Source organism: Haemophilus sp. THUN1691 (assembly GCF_059704425.1).
Map to the genome: position 1 here is coordinate 510656 of NZ_AP046578.1, position 25693 is coordinate 536348.

Genomic DNA, 25693 nt, shown 5'->3' on the forward strand with positions numbered 1-25693 from the left:
TAACAAGTTTTAAATGTGAGAACAGTTAGAAAAAGTTCAAATTAACGTTGTGTCAATATGAAACCTTAGCTGACGCAGTGAATGTTGATAAAAAGGGCCTGTTTTCACAAGCCCTAAAACGTTCAATTAATTGACCGCTCTTGTTGTCTTACTGGTCGCTTTACGGCGGGGTGATTTTGCCGCTTTAGCTTCAATTTTGACAAACTCAATGCCTTCAGGCGGGTTTTCCAACGCAAGACCAAGAACTTCATCAATGGTTTCTACTGCATGAATCGCAAGATTTTGTTTTACGTTTTCTGGAATTTCTTCGAGATCTTTAACGTTCTCTTTTGGAATTAATACGGTTTTAATTCCACCACGATGTGCCGCAAGAAGTTTTTCTTTTAATCCACCGATTGGTAATACTTTACCGCGTAAACTGATTTCACCTGTCATGGCTACATCAGCACGTACAGGATTACCTGTTAAACAAGAAACTAATGCCGTACACATTGCAATACCAGCACTAGGGCCATCTTTTGGTGTCGCACCATCTGGCACATGAATGTGAATATCGCGTTTCTCATGGAATTCAGAATTGATACCCAATTTTTCAGCACGAGCGCGCACAACAGTCATGGCCGCTTGGATGGATTCTTTCATTACATCACCTAATGAACCGGTAAATGTGAGTTTTCCTTTACCAACAACGGAGGCGGTTTCAATAGTGAGTAAGTCACCGCCCACTTCTGTCCAAGCTAGGCCTGTCACTTCACCAATGCGGTTTTGCGTGTCGGCTTTGCCAAATTCAAAGCGTTTGACACCAAGATAATCGTGCAGATTATCTGAATTTACGGTGATAGATTTAAGTTTTGGATTTACCAATAAATTTTTCACTGCTTTACGGCAGATTTTTGAAATTTCACGTTCTAATCCACGAACGCCCGCTTCACGAGTGTAATAGCGGATAATATCTAAAATTGCACTTTCTTCGACGGTAAGTTCGCCTTTTTTCAAACCATTACGTTCAATTTGTTTCGCTAACAAATGACGCATCGCGATATTAAGTTTTTCATCTTCTGTATAACCAGAAAGACGAATAACTTCCATACGATCTAATAATGGGCCTGGAATGTTCATGGAGTTTGATGTCGCCACAAACATCACATCAGAAAGATCATAATCCACTTCTAAATAGTGATCGTTAAACGTGGTGTTTTGCTCAGGGTCGAGTACCTCAAGCAATGCTGACGCTGGATCACCTCGCATATCGGAGGCCATTTTGTCGATTTCATCAAGCAAGAATAATGGATTTTTCACCCCCACTTTTGCCATTTTTTGAATTAATTTACCCGGCAATGCACCAATATAGGTTTTACGGTGACCACGGATTTCTGCCTCATCACGAACACCGCCTAATGCCATACGTACATATTTACGACCAGTTGCATTGGCAATAGACTGACCAAGAGAGGTTTTACCTACGCCTGGAGGCCCCACTAAGCAAAGAATAGGTCCTTTCACTTTGTTTAAACGTGCTTGTACTGCAAGATATTCAAGAATACGTTCTTTCACTCGTTCTAAACCATAGTGATCGGCATCTAATACTTGTTGTGCTTTCGAAATGTCTTTTTTCACTTTAGAACGTTGATGCCAAGGCACTTGGATCATCCATTCAATGTAGCTACGAACAACGGTCGCTTCAGAAGACATGGCTGACATCATTTTGAGTTTTTGTAGCTCATTTTCCACTTTATCGCGTACGTCCGCAGGCATGCCTGCCGCTTCTACTTTTTGACGAAGTTGTTCAACTTCATCAATCGTATCTTCATTTTCGCCATTATCCATTTCTTTGCGAATGGCTTTAATTTGCTCGCTTAGGTAATAGTTACGTTGGCTTTTCTCCATTTGTTTTTTTACGCGGCCGCGAATACGTTTTTCAACTTGGAGAATGTCCGCTTCTGATTCCATCATACCAAGCAGATATTCTAAGCGGTCTTGCACGTTAGCAAGTTCCAACACGCTTTGTTTATGGCGAACACTTACCGGTAAATGAGCAGCCATTGTGTCTGATAAACGATCTGCATCACCAAGACGATGAAGTGCATTTAATACATCTGCAGGGATTTTTTTATTTAAAGTGAGATAATTTTCGAATTCAGAAAGTACCGCTTTTTTCGCAACATCTAACTCTTTTTCATCACCATAAGTGGTTTCGATAGGGGTAATTTTGGCAGAAAAGCACTTTTCGCCATCTTCAAGGCTGTTAATTTTCGCGCGATTTTGACCTTCAACTAGCACTTTCACTGTGCCATCAGGTAATTTTAGTAACTGAATAATATTAGCAATGGTACCCACATCAAATAAATCTTCAGGGGTTGGCTCTTCCAAATCTGCTTCTCTTTGAGATACCAAAAGAAGTTGCTTATCATCGTTCATCGCTTCTTCAAGGGCATTAATTGATTTTGCACGCCCTACAAAAAGTGGCATCACCATATAAGGGAAAACGACGACATCGCGTAATGGCAATACGGGCATCGTACGTTGGGTATTCTTCGCCATAATTTATCTCTCTTAATTCTTTCCGATAATTTGGGTAAATATTGGGGTAGGGAAAAAGGAATTCAAGGAAAAGATTATAACAAAATCTGAGTTGTAAAGTGGGTTTTAAACAAAAAAGAATTTTGGCAAATGAAGTGATAATCGCTAAAATGGCTGATAATTTTATTAAATTTCACAAAATATTGAGTTATGTCCACGAAAAATAATTTTATTTTCCCCACTTACGTTCAAATGTATCCTTACTCCAAGGATCGCCCTTTTCTCAAACAAGTGCGGGAAAAATTACGTTATTATGGCTATAAATGGTTGTATCAAAAGCAATGTAGCCAATTAGTGGATTTTCTTAATACAGAAACTCAATGGCAGCCTCTATTTACACAAGATTATTATCGTGTAAATACCGTGTTGACAACTTTTTGCGATAAACGCTTTTCTGCTTCAGAACGTTTAACGGCGATTACGGAGAATTTACGTTTGGCAGAAGAGAAAATGGGACGTTCGCTTTGCCAACAATTATTGGAACAACAAAATATCGTGTTAACACAATTAACTGATGATTTGCGTTTATCTTTGAGTATCAACAATATTGATCCCTTCGAAGGATATTTTTCTATTAATATTCGTAATCAACATAATGAGCGAGTATATGATGCGTCTTTCACTTTTTTGAGCCCGAATAAATTGCTTATCGCCTCGATTCAAGGCCCCTCAAGTGACAATGCTCAAGAGCTTGTGAAACAGGCTACGAAAGCATTGCACGGTATGCGTCCAATGTTTCTGTTAGTCAATGCATTCAAAATGCTCACTGAAAAATGGCAATGTGAGCTAGTGGGCATTCCGCACAAAGCACAGGGAAAATATCGTCTTTCTGCGCGCAGTAAGATTTTGTTTAATTACGATGAGTTCTGGCAAGAGAATCAAGGGGAATATAGCAATAATTATTGGCAATTGCCTTTAGATATTGAACGCAAACAGTTAGAAGATATCGCAAGTAAAAAACGTTCTATGTATCGTAAACGTTATGAAATGTTAGACCAAATGGCATTGGATATTCAGCAACTTTAACGAAGAAAGTGCAATGAAAAGGGGAAAAAGACCGCTTATGTTTGAGAATTTTGTAGCTTGAATAGGAAGAGCTTTATCTAAATGCGTTGAGAAGACGCAGGCTTCAAGAGGAAGCCGAGCAACGGAAATTATCCAAATGTTAAGAACGTCTTATCCATTAAAATAGCAATTAAGCTTTGTATGATTAGTTCGTAGTATTTTCTTTTCCCAATTTCAAATTAAGCTAGATAAAGCTCTTAAAGCTGCCATTAAAAAGAAATATTCTGATTAAATAAAGCCCGTTGTGTCATTTTATATTTAAACCAAGGCTGGCACAGAACAAATTGTGGCTTATCGTCAAATAAAGGTAGAGAGGAGATAGTTGATGCAGCCTGGGTTAGTATAGTCACCGATGGATTCAACTAAAATTAAAAGGATTGAGTCTGATACAATATCGAAAACAATCCTTTAAATAACAGCCTAACTTTTGGGAGGTAGATTATTTTTTTACTGCGCTTTTGAGCTATTTTCTCAATTTAACTAACTCTACCTGATGGTTTTCACCTTTTTTTAGAATTAAATTTGCTCGCTCACGGGTTGGAAGAATGTTTTGATTGAGATTTAACCCGTTAATTTCATCCCAAATTTTACTTGCCGTCGTAATGGCCTCTTCTTTTGATAAACTTGCGTAATGTTTAAAGTAAGAATTAGGATCATTAAATGCACTTTCTCGGAATTTTAAAAAACGTTTGATGTACCATTCTTTCAGCAATTTTTCTTCTGCATCGACATAAATAGAGAAATCAACAAAATCTGACACAAAGGTTTGATTGGTTTTGTTATTGCCTGTTTGAAGAACATTTAATCCTTCTAAAATGAGAATGTCGGGTTTATCTACCACATCAAATTCATCGGGAATAATATCGTATGTTAGATGAGAGTAGATCGGTACTGTAACATTACTTTTACCTGATTTTACATCTGCTAAAAAGCGAATGAGTTTAGGCGTGTCATAAGAAACGGGAAAACCTTTCTTTTGTAAAAGATTCTCTTGTTTAAGTTTTTCTAATGGATAAAGAAACCCGTCTGTTGTGATGAGATCAACTTTTCTTTCAGTCGGCCAATGAGAAAGTAGAGATTGTAGAATACGTGCAGAAGTACTTTTTCCCACGGCAACACTGCCAGCAATACTAATTATGTAAGGTGTTTTGACATTATTTCTGCCTAAAAAACGATGTAGTACCGTTTGGCGATGTAAATTTTCATCAATGTAATAGTTAATAAGACGAGTTAACGGTAGGTAAATCGTACTTACTTCATCTAATGAAAGGTCTTCATTAAAACCTAAAAGTGGTTTGAGATCCTGTTCTGTCAATTTTAATGGAACGGATTTACGTAATTCCGCCCATTGTTCACGATTAAAGCTTAAAAAAGGTGTTTGCTGAGTTGAAAATTCCACAATAATTTTATTTGATAGCTAAATAAACGAAGAAAAATATACTCTATAACCAGCATGTTCGCATTTATTTTTCAGTAAATTTAATAAGATTTGGTTAAAAATTCACATTTTTGCTTGTGATTTAAACGAACACGCAAAAAAAATAATTTTTTTAGAAAAAAAACTTGTCACGAAAAGTTTTTTCCATATAATACGCCTCACTTGCTTACGACACGCCGACTTAGCTCAGTAGGTAGAGCAACTGACTTGTAATCAGTAGGTCATCAGTTCGATTCCGATAGTCGGCACCATTCTTTCGTACACAAGTATTCATTTAGCGTGGAGGGGTTCCCGAGCGGCCAAAGGGGGCAGACTGTAAATCTGTTGGCTCAGCCTTCGAAGGTTCGAATCCTTCTCCCTCCACCATCTTTTAGATGAATCCTGATGGGACAGACGAATTTAGGACTTGCGGGCATCGTATAATGGCTATTACCTTAGCCTTCCAAGCTAATGATGCGGGTTCGATTCCCGCTGCCCGCTCCAAACGCTGATATAGCTCAGTTGGTAGAGCGCACCCTTGGTAAGGGTGAGGTCGGCGGTTCAAATCCGCCTATCAGCACCATCCTTCAATTCTCTTTCCTTCATTTAGAATAAACAATTTTATTGGTTAATGTGGTTTTATTTACCCATCGATAACCGTGTCTATTTAGAGGGACTCTTTAAATGTCTAAAGAAAAATTTGAACGTACAAAACCGCACGTAAACGTGGGTACAATCGGCCACGTTGACCACGGTAAAACAACTTTAACAGCAGCAATCACAACCGTATTATCTAAACACTACGGTGGTGCAGCTCGCGCATTTGACCAAATCGATAACGCGCCAGAAGAAAAAGCGCGTGGTATCACCATCAACACTTCACACGTTGAATACGATACAGCAACTCGTCACTATGCACACGTTGACTGTCCAGGACACGCCGACTATGTTAAAAACATGATTACTGGTGCGGCACAAATGGATGGTGCTATCTTAGTAGTAGCAGCAACTGATGGCCCTATGCCACAAACTCGTGAGCACATCTTATTAGGTCGCCAAGTAGGTGTACCTTACATCATCGTATTCTTAAATAAATGCGACATGGTAGATGACGAAGAGTTATTAGAATTAGTAGAAATGGAAGTTCGTGAACTTCTTTCTCAATATGACTTCCCAGGTGACGATACTCCAATCGTACGTGGTTCTGCATTACAAGCATTAAACGGCGTAGCAGAATGGGAAGAAAAAATCCTTGAGTTAGCAAACCACTTAGATACTTACATCCCAGAGCCAGAGCGTGCGATTGACCAACCGTTCCTTCTTCCAATCGAAGACGTGTTCTCAATCTCAGGTCGTGGTACAGTAGTAACTGGTCGTGTAGAACGTGGTATCATCCGTACTGGTGATGAAGTAGAAATCGTAGGTATCAAAGATACAGCGAAAACTACTGTAACAGGTGTTGAAATGTTCCGTAAATTACTTGACGAAGGTCGTGCAGGTGAGAACATCGGTGCATTATTACGTGGTACAAAACGTGAAGAAATCGAACGTGGTCAAGTATTAGCGAAACCAGGTTCAATCACACCACACACTGACTTCGAATCAGAAGTGTACGTATTATCAAAAGAAGAAGGTGGTCGTCATACTCCATTCTTCAAAGGTTACCGTCCACAATTCTATTTCCGTACAACAGACGTAACTGGTACTATCGAATTACCAGAAGGCGTGGAAATGGTAATGCCAGGTGATAACATCAAGATGACAGTAAGCTTAATCCACCCAATCGCGATGGACCAAGGTTTACGTTTCGCAATCCGTGAAGGTGGCCGTACAGTAGGCGCTGGCGTTGTTGCGAAAATCATCAAATAATTGATGTATTCTTGAATGTCTTAAATACAGAAAGAAGACAAAAGAAAGTGCGGGGAAATTCTCCGCACTTTTTGTTTATTCCATATCTGATACTTCGTTGAGTATTTACTAAATTATTTGATTTTTATAGTGATAGCTGTGGTGAATAATTTTCAGTGATTCCAACAAGTTCTTCTATTGAAATTAATTTTATCTTACTGATTTGAGGTAAAAGTGCGGTGAGATTTCTTGCTAAAACATCTTGTTCTAACATCATATAATTCGCCTTACATCTAGCAAAATAATCAGGGTATTTTACTGCCAATAACACACCATCTTGCCATAATACTACCGCATCTTTTTCTGTAATATATGAAAAATAGTTATCTAGTTCATTTTTAGGATAATCTGATTGAGAAAATGTATAAAGCATAATATTCCTTAGAAAGTGAACAATTTTTCTGCTTGACTAAGCTTTTCTATCAATAAAGAGCGGTCAATTTTTTCACAAGATAGGATGAGTTGCTTATCCTCTAGCTTAAATTTCTGTAAAGACTCTGTGCATATAAAGCGTTGTTCTACATCATATAAATCTAATAATTTAAAGGTTCTAATGAAGTCTTTCTGTTGAATGAGTTCAGGTTGTTGATGATTAATAAGATTTAGTACACCATCATCTATAAAAAATACGCCAATATCATCTGGCTCACAAAAAGCTGTTGCGGCAAGAATTGCATCTAAGCCTTCTTGTGAAATGGATGTGCCATGTGGGGATGTGCGAAATAAAAAGGCTATTTTCATAGGGTTATTACTCGATCTGCTTTTAAACTTGCTGTCATAAACTCACCAAGGCCTGCAATTATGAATCCTTCTGCAAGATTGTAGTGATCTGTGGTTGATGTCGTTAAGTTATCAACAACACCTCGTCGTTGAGATGCTGCAACACATAAATGCAAAGGAACATTGTGGGTGATGGAAAACATTTGCCAATGTTTTTGTAAATTAACTTCATCATTAGCTGGATACACTAATGCATTTCCGTTACTTACTCCATCTTGAAAGAAAAAAATCTGTGAGATTTCGTGGCCTTTTTTGATTAAGGCGTCTGCAAATTGATAAGCTAAAAATGCCCCTTGCTTTCCGTAAATAGGGCTTTTGACGGCGATAACATAGCGCATTATTCTTGCTCTTGTTTGATTTGGCGGATGTAGAGGTAAACCGTATGTCGGGAAATATCTAAGCGTTCTGCGACTAAATTAATCGCATCTTTAATATCAAAAATGCCTTTTTCGTAAAGAGAAAGGACGATTTGTCGGTTTTTAGTATTATTGGCAACAGAGCGATCCGCATTGACTTCTTCTATTGTTTTTTCAATAGTCTGCGCAACCAAGTCTTCAACTGAACTCGCAAAGTTCACTGAAGATGTTTCATTCGTATGCTCCGTTGGCATAAAGCATTGCAAAAATTGAGACACGGGTACATCTAAATTGATATTGATACAAAGCAAACCAATAATACGTTGAGTTTTATTACGAATGGCAATGGTGACTGATTTCATCAGTACATTGCCTTTTGCTCGTGTAAAATAAGGCTTTGAAACACTTTCGCTTTGCATATTTCGTAGCGAACGTAAGGCAAGATCGGTGATTGGCGAACCAACTTGTCGATTAGTGTTATGTCCGTTAGCAATACAAATAGCAGAATGTTCAATATCTTCTAGAGAATGAAGCACGATTTCGCAGTGTTCGCCAATCAGCGCGCTTACACCATCAACGACCGCTTTGTAGGAGTTTATGATAGTGCAATCTTCGTCGGTGAAAGGATATTTGTCGTTTAAAGTCATGGTGTTAGGTTAAAAGTGCGGTAAAAATTTCGCTCGTTTTTATAATAAAAAGCACGCGTTAAAGAACGCGCGCTATTAAACTTATTAATTATTTTGTAGCTTTTGGATTGACGTCTAATACTTCCACATCAAAAATTAATGTTGAATTTGGTGGAATAGATGCGCCAGCACCTTGTTCGCCATAGCCTAATTCAGGTGCGATAACTAATTGAATTTTTCCGCCTTTTTTCACTAATTGAAGACCTTCAGTCCAGCCTTTAATTACTTGATCAAGTTGGAATTCTACAGGTTGACCGCGTTCTACGGAGCTATCAAACACTTTTCCATTTGGTAATTTACCCGTGTAATGTACTTTAACTGTATCTGTTGCTTTGATTGCATCGCCTTTACCAGGGTTTTCAATTTTGTACATTAAACCAGATTGTGTAGTTTTTACATCTTTACCTTTAGCAAATTCAGCACGGAATTTATCACCTTCTTCTTTTGCTTGTTTAGCAATAGATTCTGCTTTTGCTTTTGATGCAGCCATTAATTTTGTTTCAATAGATTCTAAGGTTTTTTGGATTTTTTCATCTTTACGAACATCCACTTTACCTTCTAAGGCATCTTTTAAACCATCTAAAATACGCGCATTATCATATTTGATGACTTCTTTGTGTGAATCTACAAGATCTTTCATTTGACCGCCCATGAGCGTACCCACGGCATAAGATGCTGCTTTCTCATCGAATGCGCTATCTTCTGCAAAAACTTGGCCAGAAATCACCGCACTTACCATTAATGCTGCGATAGATAATTTTTGAATTTTTAACATATGAGTTAATCCTTTATAATGAATGGAATAATACGAGGAATAGATTAAATGGCTTTCTATCTATTCTCAACTTTTTTTTAGAATTTAGAGAAAATTTATGCAAATTCAACAAATGTTAGAAAATCGCATCGAAGAACTTGAAACGAAAATTGCATTTCAGGAACAGTTATTAGATGAATTAAATCACGCTTTAGTTCAACAGCAATTTGATATTGATAAAATGCAAGTCCAACTGCGTTATATGGCAAATAAATTAAAAGATTTTCAACCCTATAACATTGCAAGCCAATCTGAAGAAACGCCACCGCCCCATTATTAATTTCTGCAATAAATTAGTACAAATGAAAAGGGCGCTTAATGCGCCCTTTGAATTACATTCCCAAATAATAATCAGCTAAATACTTGTCTGCTTATGCAAAGTATTTTTCCAAATCGTCGCTACCGCCAATGTGTTTACCACCGATAAACACTTGTGGAACAGTAGTACGACCTGAAACTGCACGTACGCTCACGATTGTTGCATCGTGACCTAATACGATTTCTTCGAAGCTTAAGCCTTTATCGTGTAAAAGTTGTTTTGCTTTTGCACAGAAAGGACAGCCAGGTTTTGTGAAGATTGAAATAGACTCTTGCACTTGGTGTTGTGGCGCAAGGTATTTCAACATAGTGTCAGCATCGGATACTTTGAACGGATCGCCTGGTTCGTTTGGTTCGATAAACATTTTTTCAACTACGCCGTTTTTCACAAGCATAGAATAACGCCATGAACGTTTGCCGAAGCCTAAATCTTCTTTACCAACTAACATACCCATGCCTTCGGTAAATTCACCATTACCATCTGGAATGAAAGTGATGTTTTCAGATTTTTCATCTTCTTTCCATGCGTTCATTACGAAAGTATCATTTACAGATACAACAAGAATATCGTCTACACCGTATTTTTTGAATACTGGCGCTAATTCGTTATAACGCGGTAAATGTGATGATGAGCAAGTTGGAGTGAATGCGCCTGGTAATGAGAACACGATCACTGTTTTGTTATCAAATAATTCAGAGGTAGTTATATCAACCCATTTATCACCCTGACGAGTGCGGAATGTCACTTGAGGGACTTTTTTTCCTTCCATACTAGACATTGTTTTTTCTCCTATTGGTTGTTAATTTAAATTTTACGCGCTGTATTATAGGGAAAATTATGATATAGTCATAATCAATTAATTCTATTCTTTTAATTGAATTTTTCTATAGGGAAAATCTCATGAATATCCGTGATCTAGAATATCTTGTTGCCTTATCTGAATATAAACATTTCCGTCGTGCTGCCGATTCTTGTAATGTGAGTCAACCAACATTAAGTGGTCAAATTCGTAAATTAGAAGATGAGCTCGGTATTATCTTGTTAGAGCGCACCAGTCGTAAGGTGTTGTTTACTCAATCTGGGATGTTGTTGGTTGATCAAGCTCGTACAGTTCTTCGAGAAGTAAAATTATTGAAAGAAATGGCGAGCAATCAAGGTAAAGAAATGACCGGGCCATTACACATCGGTTTAATCCCAACACTTGGCCCTTATTTGCTCCCTTATATTGTACCAACGTTAAAAGAGGCATTCCCTGATTTAGAAGTTTTTCTTTATGAAGCGCAAACGCATCAATTATTAGAACAATTGGAAACGGGGCGTTTAGATTGTGCTATCGTTGCCACTGTTCCAGAAACTGAGGCTTTTATTGAAGTACCTATTTTCAACGAGAAAATGTTACTTGCCGTATCTGAGCATCATCCTTGGGCTCAAGAAAGTAAACTTCCAATGAACCAGTTAAATGGTCAAGAAATGTTAATGCTTGATGATGGTCATTGTTTGCGTAATCAAGCGTTAGATTATTGCTTCACTGCTGGCGCAAAAGAAAATTCCCATTTCCAAGCAACTAGTCTTGAAACTTTGCGCAATATGGTGGCAGCAAATGCAGGTATTACTTTTATGCCTGAATTGGCTGTATTGAATGAAGGTACGCGCAAAGGTGTGAAATATATTCCTTGTTATTCGCCTGAGCCATCACGCACCATTGCGTTGGTTTATCGTCCTGGTTCACCATTACGTAACCGCTATGAGCGTGTGGCAAGTGCGGTCAGCGATGAAGTTAAATCTATTCTAGGTGGGTTGAAATAATGGCTGGTGTTCGTGCTGTTCAAAAAGAAAAGACTCGTCGCGCTTTAGTGGATGCGGCATTTAATCAACTTAGCGCAGAAAAAAGTTTTTCTAATTTGAGTTTGAGAGAAGTTGCTCGCGAGGCTGGAATTGCGCCTACATCTTTCTATCGCCATTTTAGCGATATGGATGAACTCGGCTTAGAAATGGTGGATGAAGCTGGTTTGATGTTGCGCCAACTAATGCGTCAAGCGCGTAAACGTATTGATGCTGGCGGTAGCGTTATTTCAGTTTCTGTAGATACATTTTTTGAATTTATCACTAACAGTACGAACGTTTTCCGTTTGCTATTACGCGAAAGTTCAGGCACTTCTCAAGCTTTTCGTACTGCGGCAGCACGTGAAATTAAGCATTTTGTTGATGAGTTAGCAGAATATATTTCCTACAAACATCAATATTCGCAATATGTTGCTTATGTTCAAGCGGAAGGCATCGTAACAATCGTATTCACCGCAGGGGCTAATGCTTTAGATATGAGTAAAGCTGAACGTGAGCAACTTAAAGCTCGAGTGATTTTGCAGTTGAGAATGCTTGCAAAAGGCGCTGATTTTGCAGCGAATAAGGAAAGAGGTAAGTAAGATAGTTTATATCTAGCCTATTAGTTTTCTCTTTGTGCTTAGATATTCACTATCTTTTATTTTTCCGAGTTATTTCTCATACCAAATTTTATTCACATAAAGTGTAATAAAACCTGAGGGCGTTTCTACCCGCACTTCGTCGTCTAATGTTTTTCCTATTAAAGCTCGAGCAACTGGGGAATCAATGGATATCCAATTTTTCGCAGGGGCAAATTCATCACAACCGACAATACGGTATTGCTTGGTTTCTCCTTCTTCATTTTCTAATTCCACCCACGCACCGAAGAAAACTTTTCCCTCTTGCTTTGGGTTGTAATCGACAATTTGTAGCACTTCCAATCTTTTAGTTAAAAAACGTACTCGGCGATCAATTTCACGTAAACGACGTTTTCCGTAAATATATTCTGCATTCTCACTGCGGTCACCAAGCGCCGCGGCATCTGAAACAGCTTGGGTAACTTTGGGACGTTCTTCTTTCCACAAAAACTTGAGTTCTTGGTCAAGCTCATTCCAGCCTTGACGGGTAATATAATTTGATTTTGCCATAATAAAAATAAAAGAAAGTTTTTCGAATTATATTTGAGCCAACAGCCTAAAACCAGTATTCTATCTCCGTTTTTTCTCGAATCCCTTCATAACAAAGAAGTATGACAATGTTAAATCAACAAATTAGCCAAATTATTGCGGCAGAATTAACTGTTCAACCCCAACAAATCCTCTCGGCTATTCAATTATTAGATGATGGCAACACCATTCCATTTATCGCCCGTTATCGTAAAGAAGCCACTGGAGGCTTGGATGACACCCAACTTCGTCATTTTGAAACCCGTTTAATTTATTTACGTGAATTAGAAGATCGTCGTCAAACCATTTTGAAATCTATTGAAGAGCAAGGAAAATTGACCGATGAACTGCGTGACAAAATCCATGCGACACAAAGCAAAACCGAATTAGAAGATTTGTATTTGCCGTACAAACCTAAACGCCGTACGAAAGGGCAAATTGCGATTGAAGCCGGTCTTGAACCATTGGCGAATTTACTTTGGAATGAGCCTAAAAATGATCCAGAAAAAGCAGCGGCTGAATTTATTAACGTAGAGAAAGGCGTAACTGATACTAAAGTCGCGCTTGATGGTGCACGCTATATTTTAATGGAGCGTTTTGCTGAAGATGCGGGTTTATTAGCGAAAGTCCGTGATTATTTAGCGAAAAATGCCGTCATTGTATCCAAAGTGATCGAAGGCAAGGAAACGGAAGGCGCAAAATTCCAAGATTATTTCGACCACCAAGAATTATTGAAAAATGTGCCTTCTCACCGTGCATTAGCCATGTTCCGCGGACGTAATGAGGGCATTTTACAATTAAGCTTAAATGCTGATCCTGATGCGGAAGAGGGAAGTCGCCAAAGCTATTGTGAAGAGATTATTCGTGATTATTTAGATGTACGTTTTACTGGTCAGCCTGCGGATAAATGGCGTGAGCAAGTGATTGCGTGGACGTGGAAAATCAAAGTTTCGTTGCATTTAGAAACGGAGTTAATGGCAAGTTTACGTGAAAAAGCGGAAGAAGAAGCCATTGATGTTTTCGCTCGAAATCTGACCGCACTTTTAATGGCTGCACCCGCTGGCGCGAAAAGTACCATGGGCTTAGACCCTGGCTTGCGTACGGGGGTTAAAGTCGCAGTGGTGGATAACACAGGTAAATTATTAGATACCGCCACCATTTATCCACACACGGGGCGTGAAGCTGAAGCGCAAGTGGCGATTTTCAGCTTGATCCGCAAATATAACGTAGAGTTAATTGCCATTGGTAACGGTACGGCTTCTCGTGAAACAGAGCGTTTTGCGAAAGAAGTGATTAAAGAAATTAAAGAAAATAAACCACAAACCGTTGTGGTGAGCGAAGCGGGCGCATCGGTTTATTCTGCCTCTGAATTTGCCGCAAATGAATTCCCGAATTTAGATGTATCTTTGCGTGGCGCGGTATCAATTGCGCGTCGTTTACAAGATCCATTGGCGGAATTAGTGAAAATCGAACCGAAAGCCATTGGTGTAGGACAATATCAACACGATGTAAACCAAACCCAACTTGCGCGTAAACTCGATGCGGTGGTGGAAGACTGTGTAAACGCGGTAGGCGTAGATTTAAATACCGCATCCGCGCCATTGCTCGCTCGTGTAGCTGGTATGACAAAAACCTTAGCGCAAAACATTGTGGAATACCGTGATGAAAATGGTCGTTTTGAAAGCCGTAGCGAATTGAAAAAAGTGCCACGTTTAGGGCCAAAAGCCTTTGAGCAATGTGCGGGCTTTATGCGTATTGCAGAAGGTAAAAATCCACTTGATGCCTCTGGTGTTCACCCAGAAGCTTATCCTGTGGTCGAAAAAATCTTGCAAGCCACCGCACAATCTATTCAAGATTTAATGGGTAATGCCAGTGTGGTACGTCAGCTTGATGCAAAACAATTTATTGATGAGCAATTTGGTTTACCGACCGTCCAAGATATTTTCAAAGAGTTGGAAAAACCAGGGCGCGATCCACGTGGTGAATTTAAAACTGCCGTATTCGCAGAAGGCGTGGAAGAAATCACCGATTTAAAACCAGGTATGATTTTAGAAGGTACCGTCACCAATGTGACTAACTTCGGCGCATTTGTGGATATTGGTGTTCACCAAGATGGTTTAGTGCATATTTCATCATTAAGCGATAAATTCGTAGAAGATCCGTATCAAGTGGTGAAAACTGGCGATATCGTGAAAGTGAAAGTATTGGAAGTGGATGTGCCGCGTAAACGTATTGCGTTGACGATGCGATTAGATGAAAGTGCGGCCAAAAATGACGGCAAATTTGACCGCACTTTATCAGCAAGACCTCGTGCAAATACGCAACGAGAGGAGCGGAGTTCGAGAGGTAATAATGCGATGGGTAATGCCTTTGCTGATGCGCTAAAAAATTGGAAAAAATAACAAGTTATAGGGCGAGATTACTCGCCCTTTTTTTATATCTTTCCTTTCCCGAAAAGCATCGCCAAAACGGCGATTTTTTGCTATAATCCCGCCCAATTTTTATTTACAAAAGAATGAGATAAATTATGTCAGAAACGACCAATGATAACTATGGTGCATCGAGCATTAAAGTATTAAAAGGCCTTGATGCGGTACGTAAACGTCCGGGAATGTATATCGGTGATACCGATGACGGTACTGGTTTGCACCATATGGTATTTGAAGTGGTGGATAATGCCATTGATGAAGCCCTCGCTGGCCATTGTTCCGATATTATCGTGACAATTCATGATGATAATTCTGTATCGGTGCAAGATGATGGGCGCGGGATTCCTGTGGATATTCACCCAGAAGAAGGCGTTTCTGCAGCAGAAGTTATCATGACAGTGCTTCACGCTGGCGGTAAATTTGACGATAACTCTTATAAAGTATCGGGCGGTTTACACGGTGTGGGCGTATCAGTGGTGAATGCGCTTTCTGATAAATTACAGTTAACCATTCGTCGTCAAGGTCACGTTCATGAGCAATTCTATCATTTAGGTGAGCCACAAGCGCCATTAACAGTGATTGGCGACACAGAGGCAACGGGGACAACAGTTCGTTTCTGGCCAAGCTCAGATATTTTTGCTATCACAACCTTTGATTACAAAATCTTAGCAAAACGCTTACGTGAGCTTTCTTTCTTGAACTCAGGCGTATCTATTCGTTTAATCGATAAACGTGATGGCTCTGAAGATCATTTCCATTACGAAGGCGGTATTCAAGCATTCGTCGAATATTTGAATAAAAATAAAAACCCAATTCATCCAAAACCATTTTATTTTACAGCTGAGAAAGATGGCATCGGTGTAGAAGTCGCCTTGCAGTGGAATGATGGTGTAAATGAAAACGTATACTGTTTCACCAATAACATTCCTCAACGTGATGGCGGTACTCACTTAGCAGGTTTCCGTGGTGCTTTAACCCGTAGTTTAAATAGCTATATGGAAAACGAAGGTATGCTGAAAAAAGAAAAAGTGGCCACTTCAGGCGATGATGCGCGTGAAGGTTTAGTTGCGATTATTTCAGTTAAAGTGCCTGATCCAAAATTCTCATCGCAAACTAAAGACAAACTCGTGTCTTCAGAAGTTAAAAGTGCGGTGGAATCTGCGATGAATGAAAAAATGCAGGAATATTTATTGGAAAATCCTGCAGATGCAAAAATCATTGTAAACCAAATTATTATGGCAGCTCGTGCGCGCGAAGCAGCACGCAAAGCTCGTGAAATGACTCGCCGTAAAGGGGCATTAGATATTGCAGGTTTACCGGGTAAACTTGCAGACTGCCAAGAAAAAGATCCTGCGCTTTCTGAACTTTACTTGGTGGAGGGTGACTCTGCGGGTGGTTCTGCAAAAGTTGGTCGTGATCGTAAAACTCAAGCAATTTTGCCATTGAAAGGTAAAATCTTAAACGTAGAAAAAGCACGTTTCGACAAAATGTTGTCTTCCCAAGAAGTAGGGACATTAATTACAGCTTTGGGCTGTGGTATTGGTCGTGATGAATATAATCCAGATAAATTACGTTATCATCATATCATTATCATGACTGATGCTGATGTGGATGGTTCTCACATTCGTACGTTGCTTTTAACGTTCTTCTATCGTCAAATGCCTGAGCTGATTGAGCGTGGTTATGTTTATATTGCTCAGCCGCCACTTTACAAAGTGAAAAAAGGAAAACAAGAACGCTACATTAAAGATGCAGATGAAATGGAGCAATATGAATTAACGCTTGCTTTAGATGGCGCGGAATTACATATTAGCGCAAATGCACCAGCAATGAATGCCCTTGTATTTGAAAAATTGGTGGCAGAATATAACAGCGTACAAAAACTTATCAGTCGTTTAAGTCGCCATTATCCAACTCCAGTGTTGCAAGGATTAATTTATCAGTCGCCAATTTCTGTTGAAATGATGAAAGACGAAAGTGCGGTGGAAAATTGGGGTAAATCTTTTGTTGAACAACTGACCGCAAAAGAAACAGAAGCTCATCAATATTCGGTGCGTACACAATTTAATGCGGAACGCAAAGTGTATGAAGCGGTGATTACCGTTCGTAAACACGGTATTGATACCGATTATTTCTTGAATTTTGATTTTGTTCACGGCAATGAATATGCGAAAATTGTTTCTCTTAATAAACAACTCAATGGTTTATTAGAAGAAGGCGCTTATGTCACACGTGGTGAAAAAGTACAGTCAGTTCGTACTTTTGAACAAGCCGTTGAATGGCTGGTGAAAGAATCTCGTAAAGGTCTTGAAGTACAACGTTATAAAGGACTTGGTGAAATGAACGCAGACCAACTTTGGGAAACCACAATGGATCCAAATTCACGTCGTATGTTGAAGGTTTCTATTAAGGACGCCGTTGCAGCGGATCAACTCTTCACGACCTTAATGGGAGATGAAGTTGAGCCACGTCGTGAGTTCATTGAGCTGAATGCGTTAAGAGCAAATTTGGACGTGTAAATTTTCGTCTATTTATATTCATGACTGAAAGGGCACCAAAGTGCCCTTTCTTTGTTTATCTTGTTATTTCATATCAGGATTACTATTGGTTTTTTGAACTTAAGTGAGTAAACTAAATGCACTCATTTTCTCAACGGAGAACCTTTATGAAACCTTATCTTATCGCCCCATCAATTCTTTCTGCCGATCTCGCTCGTCTTGGTGATGATGTACAAAACGTACTTAATGCAGGCGCGGATGTTATTCATTTTGATGTTATGGATAACCATTATGTACCTAATCTCACTTTTGGGCCTGCGGTATGTCAAGCTTTACGCGATTATGGTATTACCGCACCGATTGATGTGCATTTGATGGTAAAACCGGTCGATCGCATTATTCCCGATTTTGCTAAAGCAGGTGCGAACTACATCACTTTCCACCCAGAATCTAGCGAACATATTGACCGCTCTTTACAGCTTATTCGCGATTGTGGTTGTAAATCTGGATTAGTTTTTAATCCTGCGACGCCCTTGAGCTATTTAGATTACGTTTTGGATAAAGTGGATGTGGTTTTATTAATGTCAGTAAATCCTGGATTTGGCGGACAATCTTTTATTCCAGCAACGTTGAAGAAATTACAACAGGCTCGTAAGATCATTGATGAAAGTGGTTATGACATTCGTCTTGAAGTGGATGGTGGCGTGAAGGTTGATAACATCGCAGAAATCGCTGCGGCGGGCGCAGATATGTTTGTGGCGGGTTCTGCAATTTTTGGTAAGCCAGATTATAAACAAGTTATTGACCAAATGCGTACACAGCTCGCGAGTGTGGGCGCATAACTGTCATTTTAATGAAATGCAATAGAACAGAGAAAAACAATGAATACACAATTTAAACTTATTGGCTTTGATTTAGATGGTACGTTGGTAAATAGCCTGCCTGATTTAGCGCTATCCGTAAATTCTGCCTTGGCTGAATTCGATTTACCGCAAGCACCAGAAGAATTAGTGTTAACTTGGATCGGTAATGGCGCGCCTGTATTAATTGCACGAGCGTTAGATTGGGCGCAAAAACAAACAGGAAAAGAGTTAACTGAAGAAGAGATTAAGCAGGTAACGGAGCGTTTTAATTTTTATTATGGCGAGAATTTATGTAATGTCAGTCGCCTGTATCCGAATGTAAAAGAAACATTAGAAACCTTAAAAGAAAAAGGCTATGTCCTAGCAGTTGTTACCAATAAACCCACAAGACATGTTCAACCTGTGTTGGCAGCATTTGGCATTGATCATTTATTTAGTGAAATGTTGGGTGGCCAATCTTTACCTTCCATTAAACCACATCCAGGCCCGCTTTATTATTTATGCGGAAAATTTGGTTTTGAACCACGCCAAGTGCTTTTCGTAGGTGATTCTAAAAATGATATTATCGCAGGTCACTCTGCGGGCTGTGCAGTTGTTGGTTTAACTTACGGCTACAATTACAATATCCCTATTAGTAAATCCAATCCAGATTGGGTGTTTGATGATTTTGCCCAGCTATTAACGATTCTGTAAGTTTCCTATCTAACAAAAAAGTGCGGTGAAAATTCACCGCACTTCTTTTATCAAATGAATTGTTTTTTAAAGAATATTTGAAAATTCTTCTAACATTTCTTTTGGCCATACGCTTGATTGGACTTCACCGATATGTTTTTTACGAAGTAAAAGCATTGCTAAGCGAGATTGACCGATACCACCGCCGATAGTTAATGGTAATTTTCCGTTTAATAAATCTTGGTGCCAATCCATTTTTAAACGGTCTTCATCACCCGTTAGGCTAACTTGTAAACGCAATGCACTTTCATCTACGCGAATGCCCATTGAGGAAAGTTCAAAGGCTTTACCTAATTGGTCGTTCCATACCAAAATATCGCCGTTTAAGCCTTTGTAGCCATTTTCAGATTCGGTTGTCCAGTCATCATAGTCAGGAGCACGGCCATCATGAGGTTTGCCATCTGAAAGTTTGCCGCCAATCCCGATCAAGAATACTGCGCCGTATTCTTTACAAATTGCGTTTTCACGTTCTTTACTGCTTAAATCTGGATAGCGTTTTACTAAATCTTCGCTGTGCACAAAGGTAATGTGTTTTGGAAGAATTGAAGGAATATCAAAACGTGCTTCTACGGCTAATTCTGTTAAACGAATAGCACGATAAATAGAATTTACTGTTTCTTTTAAGTATGCAAAATTACGACGACCTTCAGGAATCACTTTTTCCCAGTCCCATTGATCCACATAAACAGAGTGAGTCGGATCAAGAGAATCTTCATCTGGGCGCAATGCTTTCATATGAACAAACAAGCCTTCGCCTTCTTTAAAGTTGAAGCGAGCAAGAGTATGGCGTTTCCATTTAGCAAGAGAATGTACAACTTCAAATACCGCATTTGGAATACATTTCACATTAACTTGTACTGCCTTTTCAATGCCAGATAAGTTATCTTGCATTCCGTTACCTACTTGGCTCAAGATAGGGCCTTGTACTTCAATAATGCCAAGTTGTTCAATAAGATTTTGGGTGAAGGTATTCTTCACAAAACTGATTTCTTGTTGTTGTAAAATAAATGTCTTTTTCATTTTGATAACCCTTTTTAACAATAGGTGATATTTTTATGTATTATTTAATAAATATTACTTTTGTTTCAAGTATTTTGTTTGCTTTCTTTTTTAAATTGAATATTATCTAAATCAGAAAAGAAAAATTAAATAAAATCTAAAGGAGGCGGTTTTATGCACAATATTGATAGTTTAGATCAGCAAATCTTACGTGTACTCACCAAAGATGCGAGAACTCCCTATGCCGAAATGGCTAAAAATTTTGGTGTCAGTCCAGGAACGATTCATGTGCGAGTAGAAAAAATGCGCCAATCGGGCATTATTGAAGGCACGAAGGTGATTATTGATGAGCGTAAATTAGGTTATGACGTATGCTGTTTTATCGGCATTATTCTAAAAAGCGCAAAAGATTATGAGAAAGTGATCAAAAAGTTAGAAAGTTTTGATGAAGTAGTGGAAGCCTATTATACAACGGGTAATTACTCGATTTTCTTAAAGGTGATGACACACACAATCGCAGAATTACATTCTGTTTTGGCGACCAAGATTCAGTTAATAGATGAAATTCAATCCACTGAAACCTTGATTTCAATGCAAAATCCAATTTTGCGAGATATTAAACCTTAAGAACATAGAAAAGTGCGGTGAAATTTTTATTCAAATTTATCCTGATGTTTAAATTTCAATAAATCTCTCCGCTCTTTTTTGTTTGGGCGACGATCAGGATGGGGCATTGAAAGTGAATTGTTTTTTCTTGCCCACGCGATTTCTTCTCTTTTTTTCACGCTATTTTCGGTTTCTTGATAGAGTAATTGTGCCTCTGGCGCACCTCGGCGTTGATCGCTTAAGGCGATAATTTTTATTTCTTTTTCTTCGTTTCCCTGACGAAGTTTTAACATTGCGCCTACTTCCACAATTTTACTTACTTTCGCACGTTGATTGTTGTAATGCACTTTGCCACTTTCAATCATCGCTTTAGCAATGCTACGTGTTTTGTAGAATCGCGCAGCCCACAACCATTTGTCTAATCTGACTTCTTTTTCTTCCATTTATGAATTTCTCTTTTGCTATTTTGTGGTACAGTTTGTCCCAATCCTATCACAAAATAAAGGAAAACTTATGTTATCCGATTCATCCAAAAAATTACCTAAAATTCTTACCGCACAAGTTGTTGCTAAATCTCGTTTATTTGAAATTCAGTCTGTTGATTTAGCGTTTTCTAATGGGGAATTACGTACTTATGAGCGTTTCAAACCCGGTAATCAGCAGGCTGTTATGATGGTTCCCATTGATGGGGATGATCTTTTATTGATTCGTGAGTATTCAGTTGGCACAGAACGTTATGAATTAGGATTTCCTAAAGGCGGCGTAGATAAAGATGAAGAACCGAAAGAGGCAGCAAATCGCGAATTAAAGGAAGAGTTGGGGCTGGGAGCCAATAAAATTGATTTCTTGCGCACGGTGATTACCAATCCAAGTTATATGCGTAGCATTATGCATATTTTTGTTGCTCAGGATTTTTATCCTTGCCAGTTAGAAGGCGATGAGCCCGAACCGTTAGAAATTGTTCGCTTTCCATTGTCGAAAATTGATGAATTACTTGCAGACCCAAGTTTCAATGAAGCTAGAAATTTAACCGCACTTTATTCTTTGAAAGATTATTTAAGCCAAAAATAATGGGCTTAATTGAATATCATTCTCTTATTTTCTCTTTTTTAAAAAGAGGAAAATCATGGCTAACCAGATGAACATCACTCTGAGTTAGCCTTTTTCGCTTATCTATAAATAAAAAATCATTCAAATATTCCCCTTTTTATTAAATATTTTCTAACAAGCTCAAATTTCCCTTTAAAAAACTTGAAAAAATACTCGATTTTTGACAATGTTTAGGTGTTTTCTTTTTTTACTCAAGGAACATTTTTATGCATAACGAAAACTTAAAAGAATTAACCGTTCGAGGAATTATCCTCGGCGCATTGATTACAGTGATTTTCACTGCATCCAATGTGTATCTCGGTCTAAAAGTAGGGATGACATTCGCGTCATCTATTCCAGCGGCCGTCATTTCTATGGCGGTACTCAAATTTTTCAAAGATTCTAGTATTCTCGAAAATAACATGGTGCAAACACAAGCATCTTCAGCGGGGACACTTTCTTCTGTGATCTTCGTCTTACCAGGCTTATTAATGATGGGTTACTGGCAAGACTTCCCATTCTGGCAAACTATGCTGATTTGTGCTGCGGGTGGTACATTGGGCGTGTTATTCACCATTCCATTACGCCGTGCGATGGTGGTTAATAGTGATTTACCTTACCCTGAAGGCGTAGCTGCAGCAGAAATCTTAAAAGCAGGTAATCATGCAGATGGCGATAGCGGTGTAAAAGATATTGCTTACGGTGGTGTTTTAGCGGGATTAGTTGCATTTTTAACTAACGGTTTACGCGTGATGGCTGATGGTGCTAGCGCTTGGGTTCAAACTGGTAAAGCAGCTTTCCAATTACCAATGGGCTTCTCACTTGCCTTGCTTGGTGCAGGTTATTTAATTGGTATCGTAGGCGGTATTGCGATGTTGATCGGTGTTATTTTGACTTGGGGTGTGGCTGTGCCATATTTCACGATGTCAGGTGATATCGCGGCAGACGCAAGCTTAATTGATGCAGCAATGGTGGTTTGGAAAACGAAAGTTCGCTTTATTGGTGTAGGTACAATTGGTATTGCAGCGATTTGGACATTACTTATTTTAATGAAACCAATGATTGAAGGGATGGTACATTCTTTCCGTATGTTGAAAGGTGGACAAGCTGAATCTGAGCACCGCGTTGATATCGACCTTTCTCCAAAAACAATGATTTATATCTTAATCGCGACTGTTGTGTTAATTGTTATTTCATTACACCACTTTATCGCGGCTGCACCGATTTCACCTGAGCTTTCCATTTTATTAGTTGTAGTTTGTACTTTCTTAGCGGTATTTATCGGCTTCTTTGTGGCTGCAGCTTCTGGTTATATGGCAGGTTTAGTGGGTTCATCTTCAAGCCCAATTTCTGGTATCGGGATTATTTCTGTTATCGTGATTTCATTGGTATTGGTGTCAATCGGTAATGCATCTGGCTTATTTGAAACCGTGGATGGTCAGAAATTTTTGACCGCACTTACACTCTTTACTGCGTCAATTGTATTAACCACTGCAACGATTTCTAACGATAACTTGCAAGATTTAAAAACGGGCTTATTAGTGGATGCGACACCTTGGCGTCAACAAGTCGCATTAATTATCGGCTGCTTTGTCGGTGCGCTTGTTATCGCGCCAGTATTAGAAATCTTATATCACGCGTATGGTTTCAGCGGTGCATTACCACGTCCAGATATGGATCCTTCACAAGCCCTATCTGCACCACAAGCAACATTAATGACCACCATTTCTCAAGGTATTTTCACAAATAAATTGGAATGGACTTATATCTTAACTGGTGTCGGCTTAGGTGCGGTGTTAATTACGATTGATGCATTCTTGAAAAAAGTCAGCAACAAAGTCTTTGGCTTGCCAGTTATTGCTGTGGGGATTGGTATTTACTTACCACCATCAATTAATATGCCTGTGATTGTCGGTGCATTCTTAGCATGGATCATGACTCGTCATATTGCAAAACTTGGTAACAAAGAAGTGTCTGCTAAAGCAGAACGTTTCGGTACGCTTTTCTCTGCAGGTTTAATTGTAGGTGAAAGCTTAATGGGTGTGATTTTAGCATTCATTATTGCGGCTTCTGTTACCACTGGCGGTTCTGAAGCGCCATTATCCTTAAATCTTGAAAACTGGGATACTATTGGCGAGTGGTTAGGTTTAATCGTATTTATCGTGGGCATTGTGATTTTTGCATCTCGCGTATTACGTGCGAAAAAATCTGATTAATCCTTAAATTTATTTTAGAATAGGCTACCTTTTGGATAGCCTATTTTTTTATTATGAAATCTTACTTAAAAACACTTATTTTTTTCCCTCTAATTTTACAAGTAATCGTCACCGCACTTTTGATTTGGTTCGATGATGATTCAAGTGGCGTTATCGTTCCTTTTTCTAGCTATGCTCTCACAGCATTTCTTCTTGCCACAATCCCCGCATTTTTAACCGCACTTTTAGCTGTAAAATTCCGTTACACACGTTATAACATTGCTTCGATTGTATTAGTTTCATCGATCATTTCATTTGTTTACTGCAATATGGCATCTTATTTTTATTTGTTATTGCTCGGCGAACAAGAAACTTCCTTTTGGGGATGGTTGACCGAAGGGGGATTATCCCTCGGGCTAATAAGCACATGCGGAATGGTGTTTTATGCTCTATTTGTGATGCCGTGGTTGCTGCCAAAAACAAGAGAATAATTTTATGCTCATGCTAAACGAACACTTACTTAACCAAGTATTGCTGATTGCTTATCAAGCGGGTAAGCATTTGCAACAGTTTTATCAAAAACAGGTTCATGTTGAATTGAAAGAAGACAACACGCCTGTGACGGAAGCGGATCTTTTTGTGAGCCAATTTTTGACAGAAAAATTAACCGCACTTTTCCCTAATGTCCCTGTTCTTTCGGAAGAAAATTGTCATATTTCCTTTGAAGAACGTAAAAATTGGAAAGAATATTGGTTGATCGATCCTCTTGATGGCACACAACAATTTATTAATCGTACCGATCAATTTTCTGTGTTGATAACCTTAGTTCGTAAAAATAAGCCAGTATTAAGCGTTATTCATGCACCAATTTTATCGACGACTTATTATGCAATGCGTGATTTTGGCGCATTTAAAAAACAAGTGGATCAGGTAAAAAAACTCACTAAAACCACGATTAATTTTGACCGCCCTTTACGAATTGCGGTAGGTGCAACCACTTCACAAGAAAAAGTGAGATCGATTTTACCGAAGGATTTTCCTAGTGAATTTGTTGTGGTGGGTTCAAGTAGCTTAAAAAGCGGTTTAGTGGCTGAAGGTGCAGTAGATTGTTATGTCCGTTTAGGACGAACAGGCGAATGGGATACCGCTGGTGCTGAAGTGCTGCTAGGTGAAACTCACGGTGCTATTTTTGATTCTCATTTTGAGCCTTTAACCTATAACCAACGTGAAACCTTGATTAATCCGCATTTTGTCATGGTGGGCGATCAATCGCTCGATTGGCGTTCTATCTTTCAATTTAATTGATTGGTTCGATTGGTTTTTTTCTCTAGAATACGGCATTATTTTCGACATTACTCGGAATCTTATAA

Annotated in this window: 25 protein-coding genes and 4 tRNA genes; 18 read left to right on the forward strand and 11 right to left on the reverse strand. The window is 38.9% G+C overall.

The features are described 5' to 3' along the window. Positions 1–126: 126 nt before the first annotated feature. Positions 127–2541 carry an endopeptidase La gene (gene lon / locus AC6H0J_RS02470; protein WP_497512778.1) on the reverse strand — a complete coding sequence of 805 codons (2415 nt, stop codon included), beginning with the start codon at positions 2539–2541 and terminating at the stop codon, positions 127–129. 189 nt (positions 2542–2730) lie between these two features. Here lon and AC6H0J_RS02475 point away from each other — a divergent pair, with 189 nt between their 5' ends. Beyond that, positions 2731–3606 (forward strand): VirK/YbjX family protein, encoded by an 876-nt coding sequence (locus AC6H0J_RS02475; RefSeq protein WP_497512779.1) that lies wholly within the window; start codon positions 2731–2733, stop codon positions 3604–3606. 502 nt (positions 3607–4108) lie between these two features. Here the strand turns inward: AC6H0J_RS02475 and coaA are convergent. After that, positions 4109–5044 carry a type I pantothenate kinase gene (gene coaA / locus AC6H0J_RS02480; protein ID WP_114892476.1) on the reverse strand — a complete coding sequence of 312 codons (936 nt, stop codon included), beginning with the start codon at positions 5042–5044 and terminating at the stop codon, positions 4109–4111. 214 nt (positions 5045–5258) lie between these two features. Between coaA and AC6H0J_RS02485 the strand changes: the two genes are divergently transcribed. The 5 genes from AC6H0J_RS02485 to tuf all read left to right on the forward strand — a co-directional run bounded on the left by AC6H0J_RS02485 (position 5259) and on the right by tuf (position 6931). After that, positions 5259–5334, forward strand: a tRNA-Thr gene (locus AC6H0J_RS02485). A 30-nt stretch (positions 5335–5364) separates the two neighbouring features. Next, positions 5365–5449, forward strand: a tRNA-Tyr gene (locus tag AC6H0J_RS02490). 42 nt (positions 5450–5491) lie between these two features. Then, positions 5492–5566, forward strand: a tRNA-Gly gene (locus AC6H0J_RS02495). A 3-nt stretch (positions 5567–5569) separates the two neighbouring features. Next, a tRNA-Thr gene (locus AC6H0J_RS02500) sits at positions 5570–5645 on the forward strand. A 101-nt stretch (positions 5646–5746) separates the two neighbouring features. Next, positions 5747–6931 carry an elongation factor Tu gene (gene tuf / locus AC6H0J_RS02505; protein WP_005646706.1) on the forward strand — a complete coding sequence of 395 codons (1185 nt, stop codon included), beginning with the start codon at positions 5747–5749 and terminating at the stop codon, positions 6929–6931. 124 nt (positions 6932–7055) lie between these two features. Here tuf and AC6H0J_RS02510 read toward each other — a convergent pair whose 3' ends face one another. The 5 genes from AC6H0J_RS02510 to fkpA form a co-directional block, all read right to left on the reverse strand. Continuing rightward, positions 7056–7343, reverse strand: a complete 288-nt coding sequence (locus AC6H0J_RS02510; protein WP_005629652.1) for a DsrH/TusB family sulfur relay protein — start codon at positions 7341–7343, stop codon at positions 7056–7058. An 8-nt stretch (positions 7344–7351) separates the two neighbouring features. Beyond that, positions 7352–7711: a sulfurtransferase complex subunit TusC gene (gene tusC / locus AC6H0J_RS02515; RefSeq protein WP_005629655.1), complete on the reverse strand. Its 360-nt coding sequence runs from the start codon at positions 7709–7711 to the stop codon at positions 7352–7354. Then, positions 7708–8088, reverse strand: a complete 381-nt coding sequence (gene tusD / locus AC6H0J_RS02520) for a sulfurtransferase complex subunit TusD (RefSeq protein WP_118817394.1) — start codon at positions 8086–8088, stop codon at positions 7708–7710. The genes tusC and tusD overlap by 4 nt, the downstream gene beginning before the upstream one ends. Then, on the reverse strand, positions 8088–8753 hold the full coding sequence (locus tag AC6H0J_RS02525; RefSeq protein WP_005629659.1) for a helix-turn-helix transcriptional regulator: 666 nt from the start codon (positions 8751–8753) through the stop codon (positions 8088–8090). Before AC6H0J_RS02525 ends, tusD begins: the two co-directional genes overlap by 1 nt. 88 nt (positions 8754–8841) lie before the next feature. After that, entirely contained in the window at positions 8842–9567 is a 726-nt protein-coding gene (fkpA, locus tag AC6H0J_RS02530; protein WP_005629661.1) for an FKBP-type peptidyl-prolyl cis-trans isomerase, read from the reverse strand. A 97-nt stretch (positions 9568–9664) separates the two neighbouring features. Between fkpA and AC6H0J_RS02535 the strand changes: the two genes are divergently transcribed. Then, positions 9665–9886: a SlyX family protein gene (locus tag AC6H0J_RS02535; RefSeq protein WP_005629663.1), complete on the forward strand. Its 222-nt coding sequence runs from the start codon at positions 9665–9667 to the stop codon at positions 9884–9886. Positions 9887–9977: 91 nt separating this feature from the next. On the opposite strand, the gene pgdx is transcribed toward AC6H0J_RS02535, so the two are convergent. Further along, a complete protein-coding gene (pgdx, locus tag AC6H0J_RS02540) occupies positions 9978–10703 on the reverse strand; it encodes a hybrid peroxiredoxin PGdx (RefSeq protein ID WP_118817393.1) in 726 nt (241 codons plus the stop codon). 122 nt (positions 10704–10825) lie between these two features. Here pgdx and oxyR point away from each other — a divergent pair, with 122 nt between their 5' ends. Together oxyR and fabR are read left to right on the forward strand one after the other, a co-directional pair. After that, positions 10826–11731 (forward strand): DNA-binding transcriptional regulator OxyR, encoded by a 906-nt coding sequence (gene oxyR / locus AC6H0J_RS02545; protein WP_005629667.1) that lies wholly within the window; start codon positions 10826–10828, stop codon positions 11729–11731. Then, positions 11731–12348, forward strand: coding sequence for an HTH-type transcriptional repressor FabR (gene fabR, locus AC6H0J_RS02550; protein ID WP_005629669.1), 618 nt, complete (start codon positions 11731–11733; stop codon positions 12346–12348). The genes oxyR and fabR overlap by 1 nt, the downstream gene beginning before the upstream one ends. 69 nt (positions 12349–12417) lie before the next feature. Here fabR and greB read toward each other — a convergent pair whose 3' ends face one another. Next, entirely contained in the window at positions 12418–12894 is a 477-nt protein-coding gene (gene greB, locus AC6H0J_RS02555; RefSeq protein ID WP_005629671.1) for a transcription elongation factor GreB, read from the reverse strand. Positions 12895–13001: 107 nt separating this feature from the next. Here greB and AC6H0J_RS02560 point away from each other — a divergent pair, with 107 nt between their 5' ends. From AC6H0J_RS02560 to AC6H0J_RS02575, 4 genes are all read left to right on the forward strand, one after another. After that, positions 13002–15314, forward strand: a complete 2313-nt coding sequence (locus AC6H0J_RS02560) for a Tex family protein (RefSeq protein ID WP_497512782.1) — start codon at positions 13002–13004, stop codon at positions 15312–15314. 125 nt (positions 15315–15439) lie between these two features. Further along, positions 15440–17860: a DNA topoisomerase (ATP-hydrolyzing) subunit B gene (gene gyrB, locus AC6H0J_RS02565; protein WP_005629675.1), complete on the forward strand. Its 2421-nt coding sequence runs from the start codon at positions 15440–15442 to the stop codon at positions 17858–17860. A 146-nt stretch (positions 17861–18006) separates the two neighbouring features. Further along, positions 18007–18681, forward strand: coding sequence for a ribulose-phosphate 3-epimerase (rpe, locus tag AC6H0J_RS02570; protein WP_005629677.1), 675 nt, complete (start codon positions 18007–18009; stop codon positions 18679–18681). A gap of 39 nt (positions 18682–18720) precedes the next feature. Then, on the forward strand, positions 18721–19395 hold the full coding sequence (locus AC6H0J_RS02575; RefSeq protein WP_005629679.1) for a phosphoglycolate phosphatase: 675 nt from the start codon (positions 18721–18723) through the stop codon (positions 19393–19395). 66 nt (positions 19396–19461) lie between these two features. On the opposite strand, the gene asnA is transcribed toward AC6H0J_RS02575, so the two are convergent. Then, positions 19462–20454: an aspartate--ammonia ligase gene (asnA, locus tag AC6H0J_RS02580; protein ID WP_046942916.1), complete on the reverse strand. Its 993-nt coding sequence runs from the start codon at positions 20452–20454 to the stop codon at positions 19462–19464. Positions 20455–20607: 153 nt separating this feature from the next. On the opposite strand from asnA, the gene asnC reads away from it, so the two are divergent. Beyond that, the gene (asnC, locus tag AC6H0J_RS02585; RefSeq protein WP_005635654.1) at positions 20608–21060 is read left to right on the forward strand and encodes a transcriptional regulator AsnC; all 453 of its coding nucleotides are present in this window, start codon (positions 20608–20610) and stop codon (positions 21058–21060) included. 26 nt (positions 21061–21086) lie between these two features. Here the strand turns inward: asnC and hslR are convergent, their stop codons facing one another. Then, entirely contained in the window at positions 21087–21482 is a 396-nt protein-coding gene (gene hslR / locus AC6H0J_RS02590) for a ribosome-associated heat shock protein Hsp15 (RefSeq protein ID WP_005626656.1), read from the reverse strand. A 70-nt stretch (positions 21483–21552) separates the two neighbouring features. Between hslR and nudE the strand changes: the two genes are divergently transcribed. The 4 genes from nudE to cysQ all read left to right on the forward strand — a co-directional run bounded on the left by nudE (position 21553) and on the right by cysQ (position 25628). After that, entirely contained in the window at positions 21553–22110 is a 558-nt protein-coding gene (gene nudE, locus AC6H0J_RS02595) for an ADP compounds hydrolase NudE (protein ID WP_005626657.1), read from the forward strand. A gap of 245 nt (positions 22111–22355) precedes the next feature. After that, positions 22356–24344 (forward strand): OPT family oligopeptide transporter, encoded by a 1989-nt coding sequence (locus AC6H0J_RS02600; RefSeq protein ID WP_118817390.1) that lies wholly within the window; start codon positions 22356–22358, stop codon positions 24342–24344. 53 nt (positions 24345–24397) lie between these two features. Next, positions 24398–24814 (forward strand): HI_0559 family membrane protein, encoded by a 417-nt coding sequence (locus AC6H0J_RS02605; RefSeq protein WP_118817389.1) that lies wholly within the window; start codon positions 24398–24400, stop codon positions 24812–24814. A gap of 4 nt (positions 24815–24818) precedes the next feature. Further along, on the forward strand, positions 24819–25628 hold the full coding sequence (gene cysQ, locus AC6H0J_RS02610) for a 3'(2'),5'-bisphosphate nucleotidase CysQ (RefSeq protein WP_118817388.1): 810 nt from the start codon (positions 24819–24821) through the stop codon (positions 25626–25628). Positions 25629–25693 lie beyond the last annotated feature (65 nt).

What these genes read in the sequence shown, in the direction of transcription:
- AC6H0J_RS02560 (WP_497512782.1), top strand. Translation starts at nt 13,002, where the DNA reads ATGTTAAATCAACAAATTAGCCAAATTATTGCGGCAGAATTAACTGTT.
- cysQ (WP_118817388.1), top strand. Translation starts at nt 24,819, where the DNA reads ATGCTCATGCTAAACGAACACTTACTTAACCAAGTATTGCTGATTGCT.
- AC6H0J_RS02605 (WP_118817389.1), top strand. Translation starts at nt 24,398, where the DNA reads ATGAAATCTTACTTAAAAACACTTATTTTTTTCCCTCTAATTTTACAA.
- asnC (WP_005635654.1), top strand. Translation starts at nt 20,608, where the DNA reads ATGCACAATATTGATAGTTTAGATCAGCAAATCTTACGTGTACTCACC.
- pgdx (WP_118817393.1), bottom strand. Translation starts at nt 10,703, where the DNA reads ATGTCTAGTATGGAAGGAAAAAAAGTCCCTCAAGTGACATTCCGCACT.
- lon (WP_497512778.1), bottom strand. Translation starts at nt 2,541, where the DNA reads ATGGCGAAGAATACCCAACGTACGATGCCCGTATTGCCATTACGCGAT.
- greB (WP_005629671.1), bottom strand. Translation starts at nt 12,894, where the DNA reads ATGGCAAAATCAAATTATATTACCCGTCAAGGCTGGAATGAGCTTGAC.
- AC6H0J_RS02510 (WP_005629652.1), bottom strand. Translation starts at nt 7,343, where the DNA reads ATGCTTTATACATTTTCTCAATCAGATTATCCTAAAAATGAACTAGAT.
- fkpA (WP_005629661.1), bottom strand. Translation starts at nt 9,567, where the DNA reads ATGTTAAAAATTCAAAAATTATCTATCGCAGCATTAATGGTAAGTGCG.
- AC6H0J_RS02575 (WP_005629679.1), top strand. Translation starts at nt 18,721, where the DNA reads ATGAATACACAATTTAAACTTATTGGCTTTGATTTAGATGGTACGTTG.
- gyrB (WP_005629675.1), top strand. Translation starts at nt 15,440, where the DNA reads ATGTCAGAAACGACCAATGATAACTATGGTGCATCGAGCATTAAAGTA.
- tusD (WP_118817394.1), bottom strand. Translation starts at nt 8,088, where the DNA reads ATGCGCTATGTTATCGCCGTCAAAAGCCCTATTTACGGAAAGCAAGGG.
- asnA (WP_046942916.1), bottom strand. Translation starts at nt 20,454, where the DNA reads ATGAAAAAGACATTTATTTTACAACAACAAGAAATCAGTTTTGTGAAG.
- nudE (WP_005626657.1), top strand. Translation starts at nt 21,553, where the DNA reads ATGTTATCCGATTCATCCAAAAAATTACCTAAAATTCTTACCGCACAA.
- AC6H0J_RS02475 (WP_497512779.1), top strand. Translation starts at nt 2,731, where the DNA reads ATGTCCACGAAAAATAATTTTATTTTCCCCACTTACGTTCAAATGTAT.
- tuf (WP_005646706.1), top strand. Translation starts at nt 5,747, where the DNA reads ATGTCTAAAGAAAAATTTGAACGTACAAAACCGCACGTAAACGTGGGT.
- oxyR (WP_005629667.1), top strand. Translation starts at nt 10,826, where the DNA reads ATGAATATCCGTGATCTAGAATATCTTGTTGCCTTATCTGAATATAAA.
- AC6H0J_RS02525 (WP_005629659.1), bottom strand. Translation starts at nt 8,753, where the DNA reads ATGACTTTAAACGACAAATATCCTTTCACCGACGAAGATTGCACTATC.
- tusC (WP_005629655.1), bottom strand. Translation starts at nt 7,711, where the DNA reads ATGAAAATAGCCTTTTTATTTCGCACATCCCCACATGGCACATCCATT.
- hslR (WP_005626656.1), bottom strand. Translation starts at nt 21,482, where the DNA reads ATGGAAGAAAAAGAAGTCAGATTAGACAAATGGTTGTGGGCTGCGCGA.
- AC6H0J_RS02535 (WP_005629663.1), top strand. Translation starts at nt 9,665, where the DNA reads ATGCAAATTCAACAAATGTTAGAAAATCGCATCGAAGAACTTGAAACG.
- rpe (WP_005629677.1), top strand. Translation starts at nt 18,007, where the DNA reads ATGAAACCTTATCTTATCGCCCCATCAATTCTTTCTGCCGATCTCGCT.
- fabR (WP_005629669.1), top strand. Translation starts at nt 11,731, where the DNA reads ATGGCTGGTGTTCGTGCTGTTCAAAAAGAAAAGACTCGTCGCGCTTTA.
- AC6H0J_RS02600 (WP_118817390.1), top strand. Translation starts at nt 22,356, where the DNA reads ATGCATAACGAAAACTTAAAAGAATTAACCGTTCGAGGAATTATCCTC.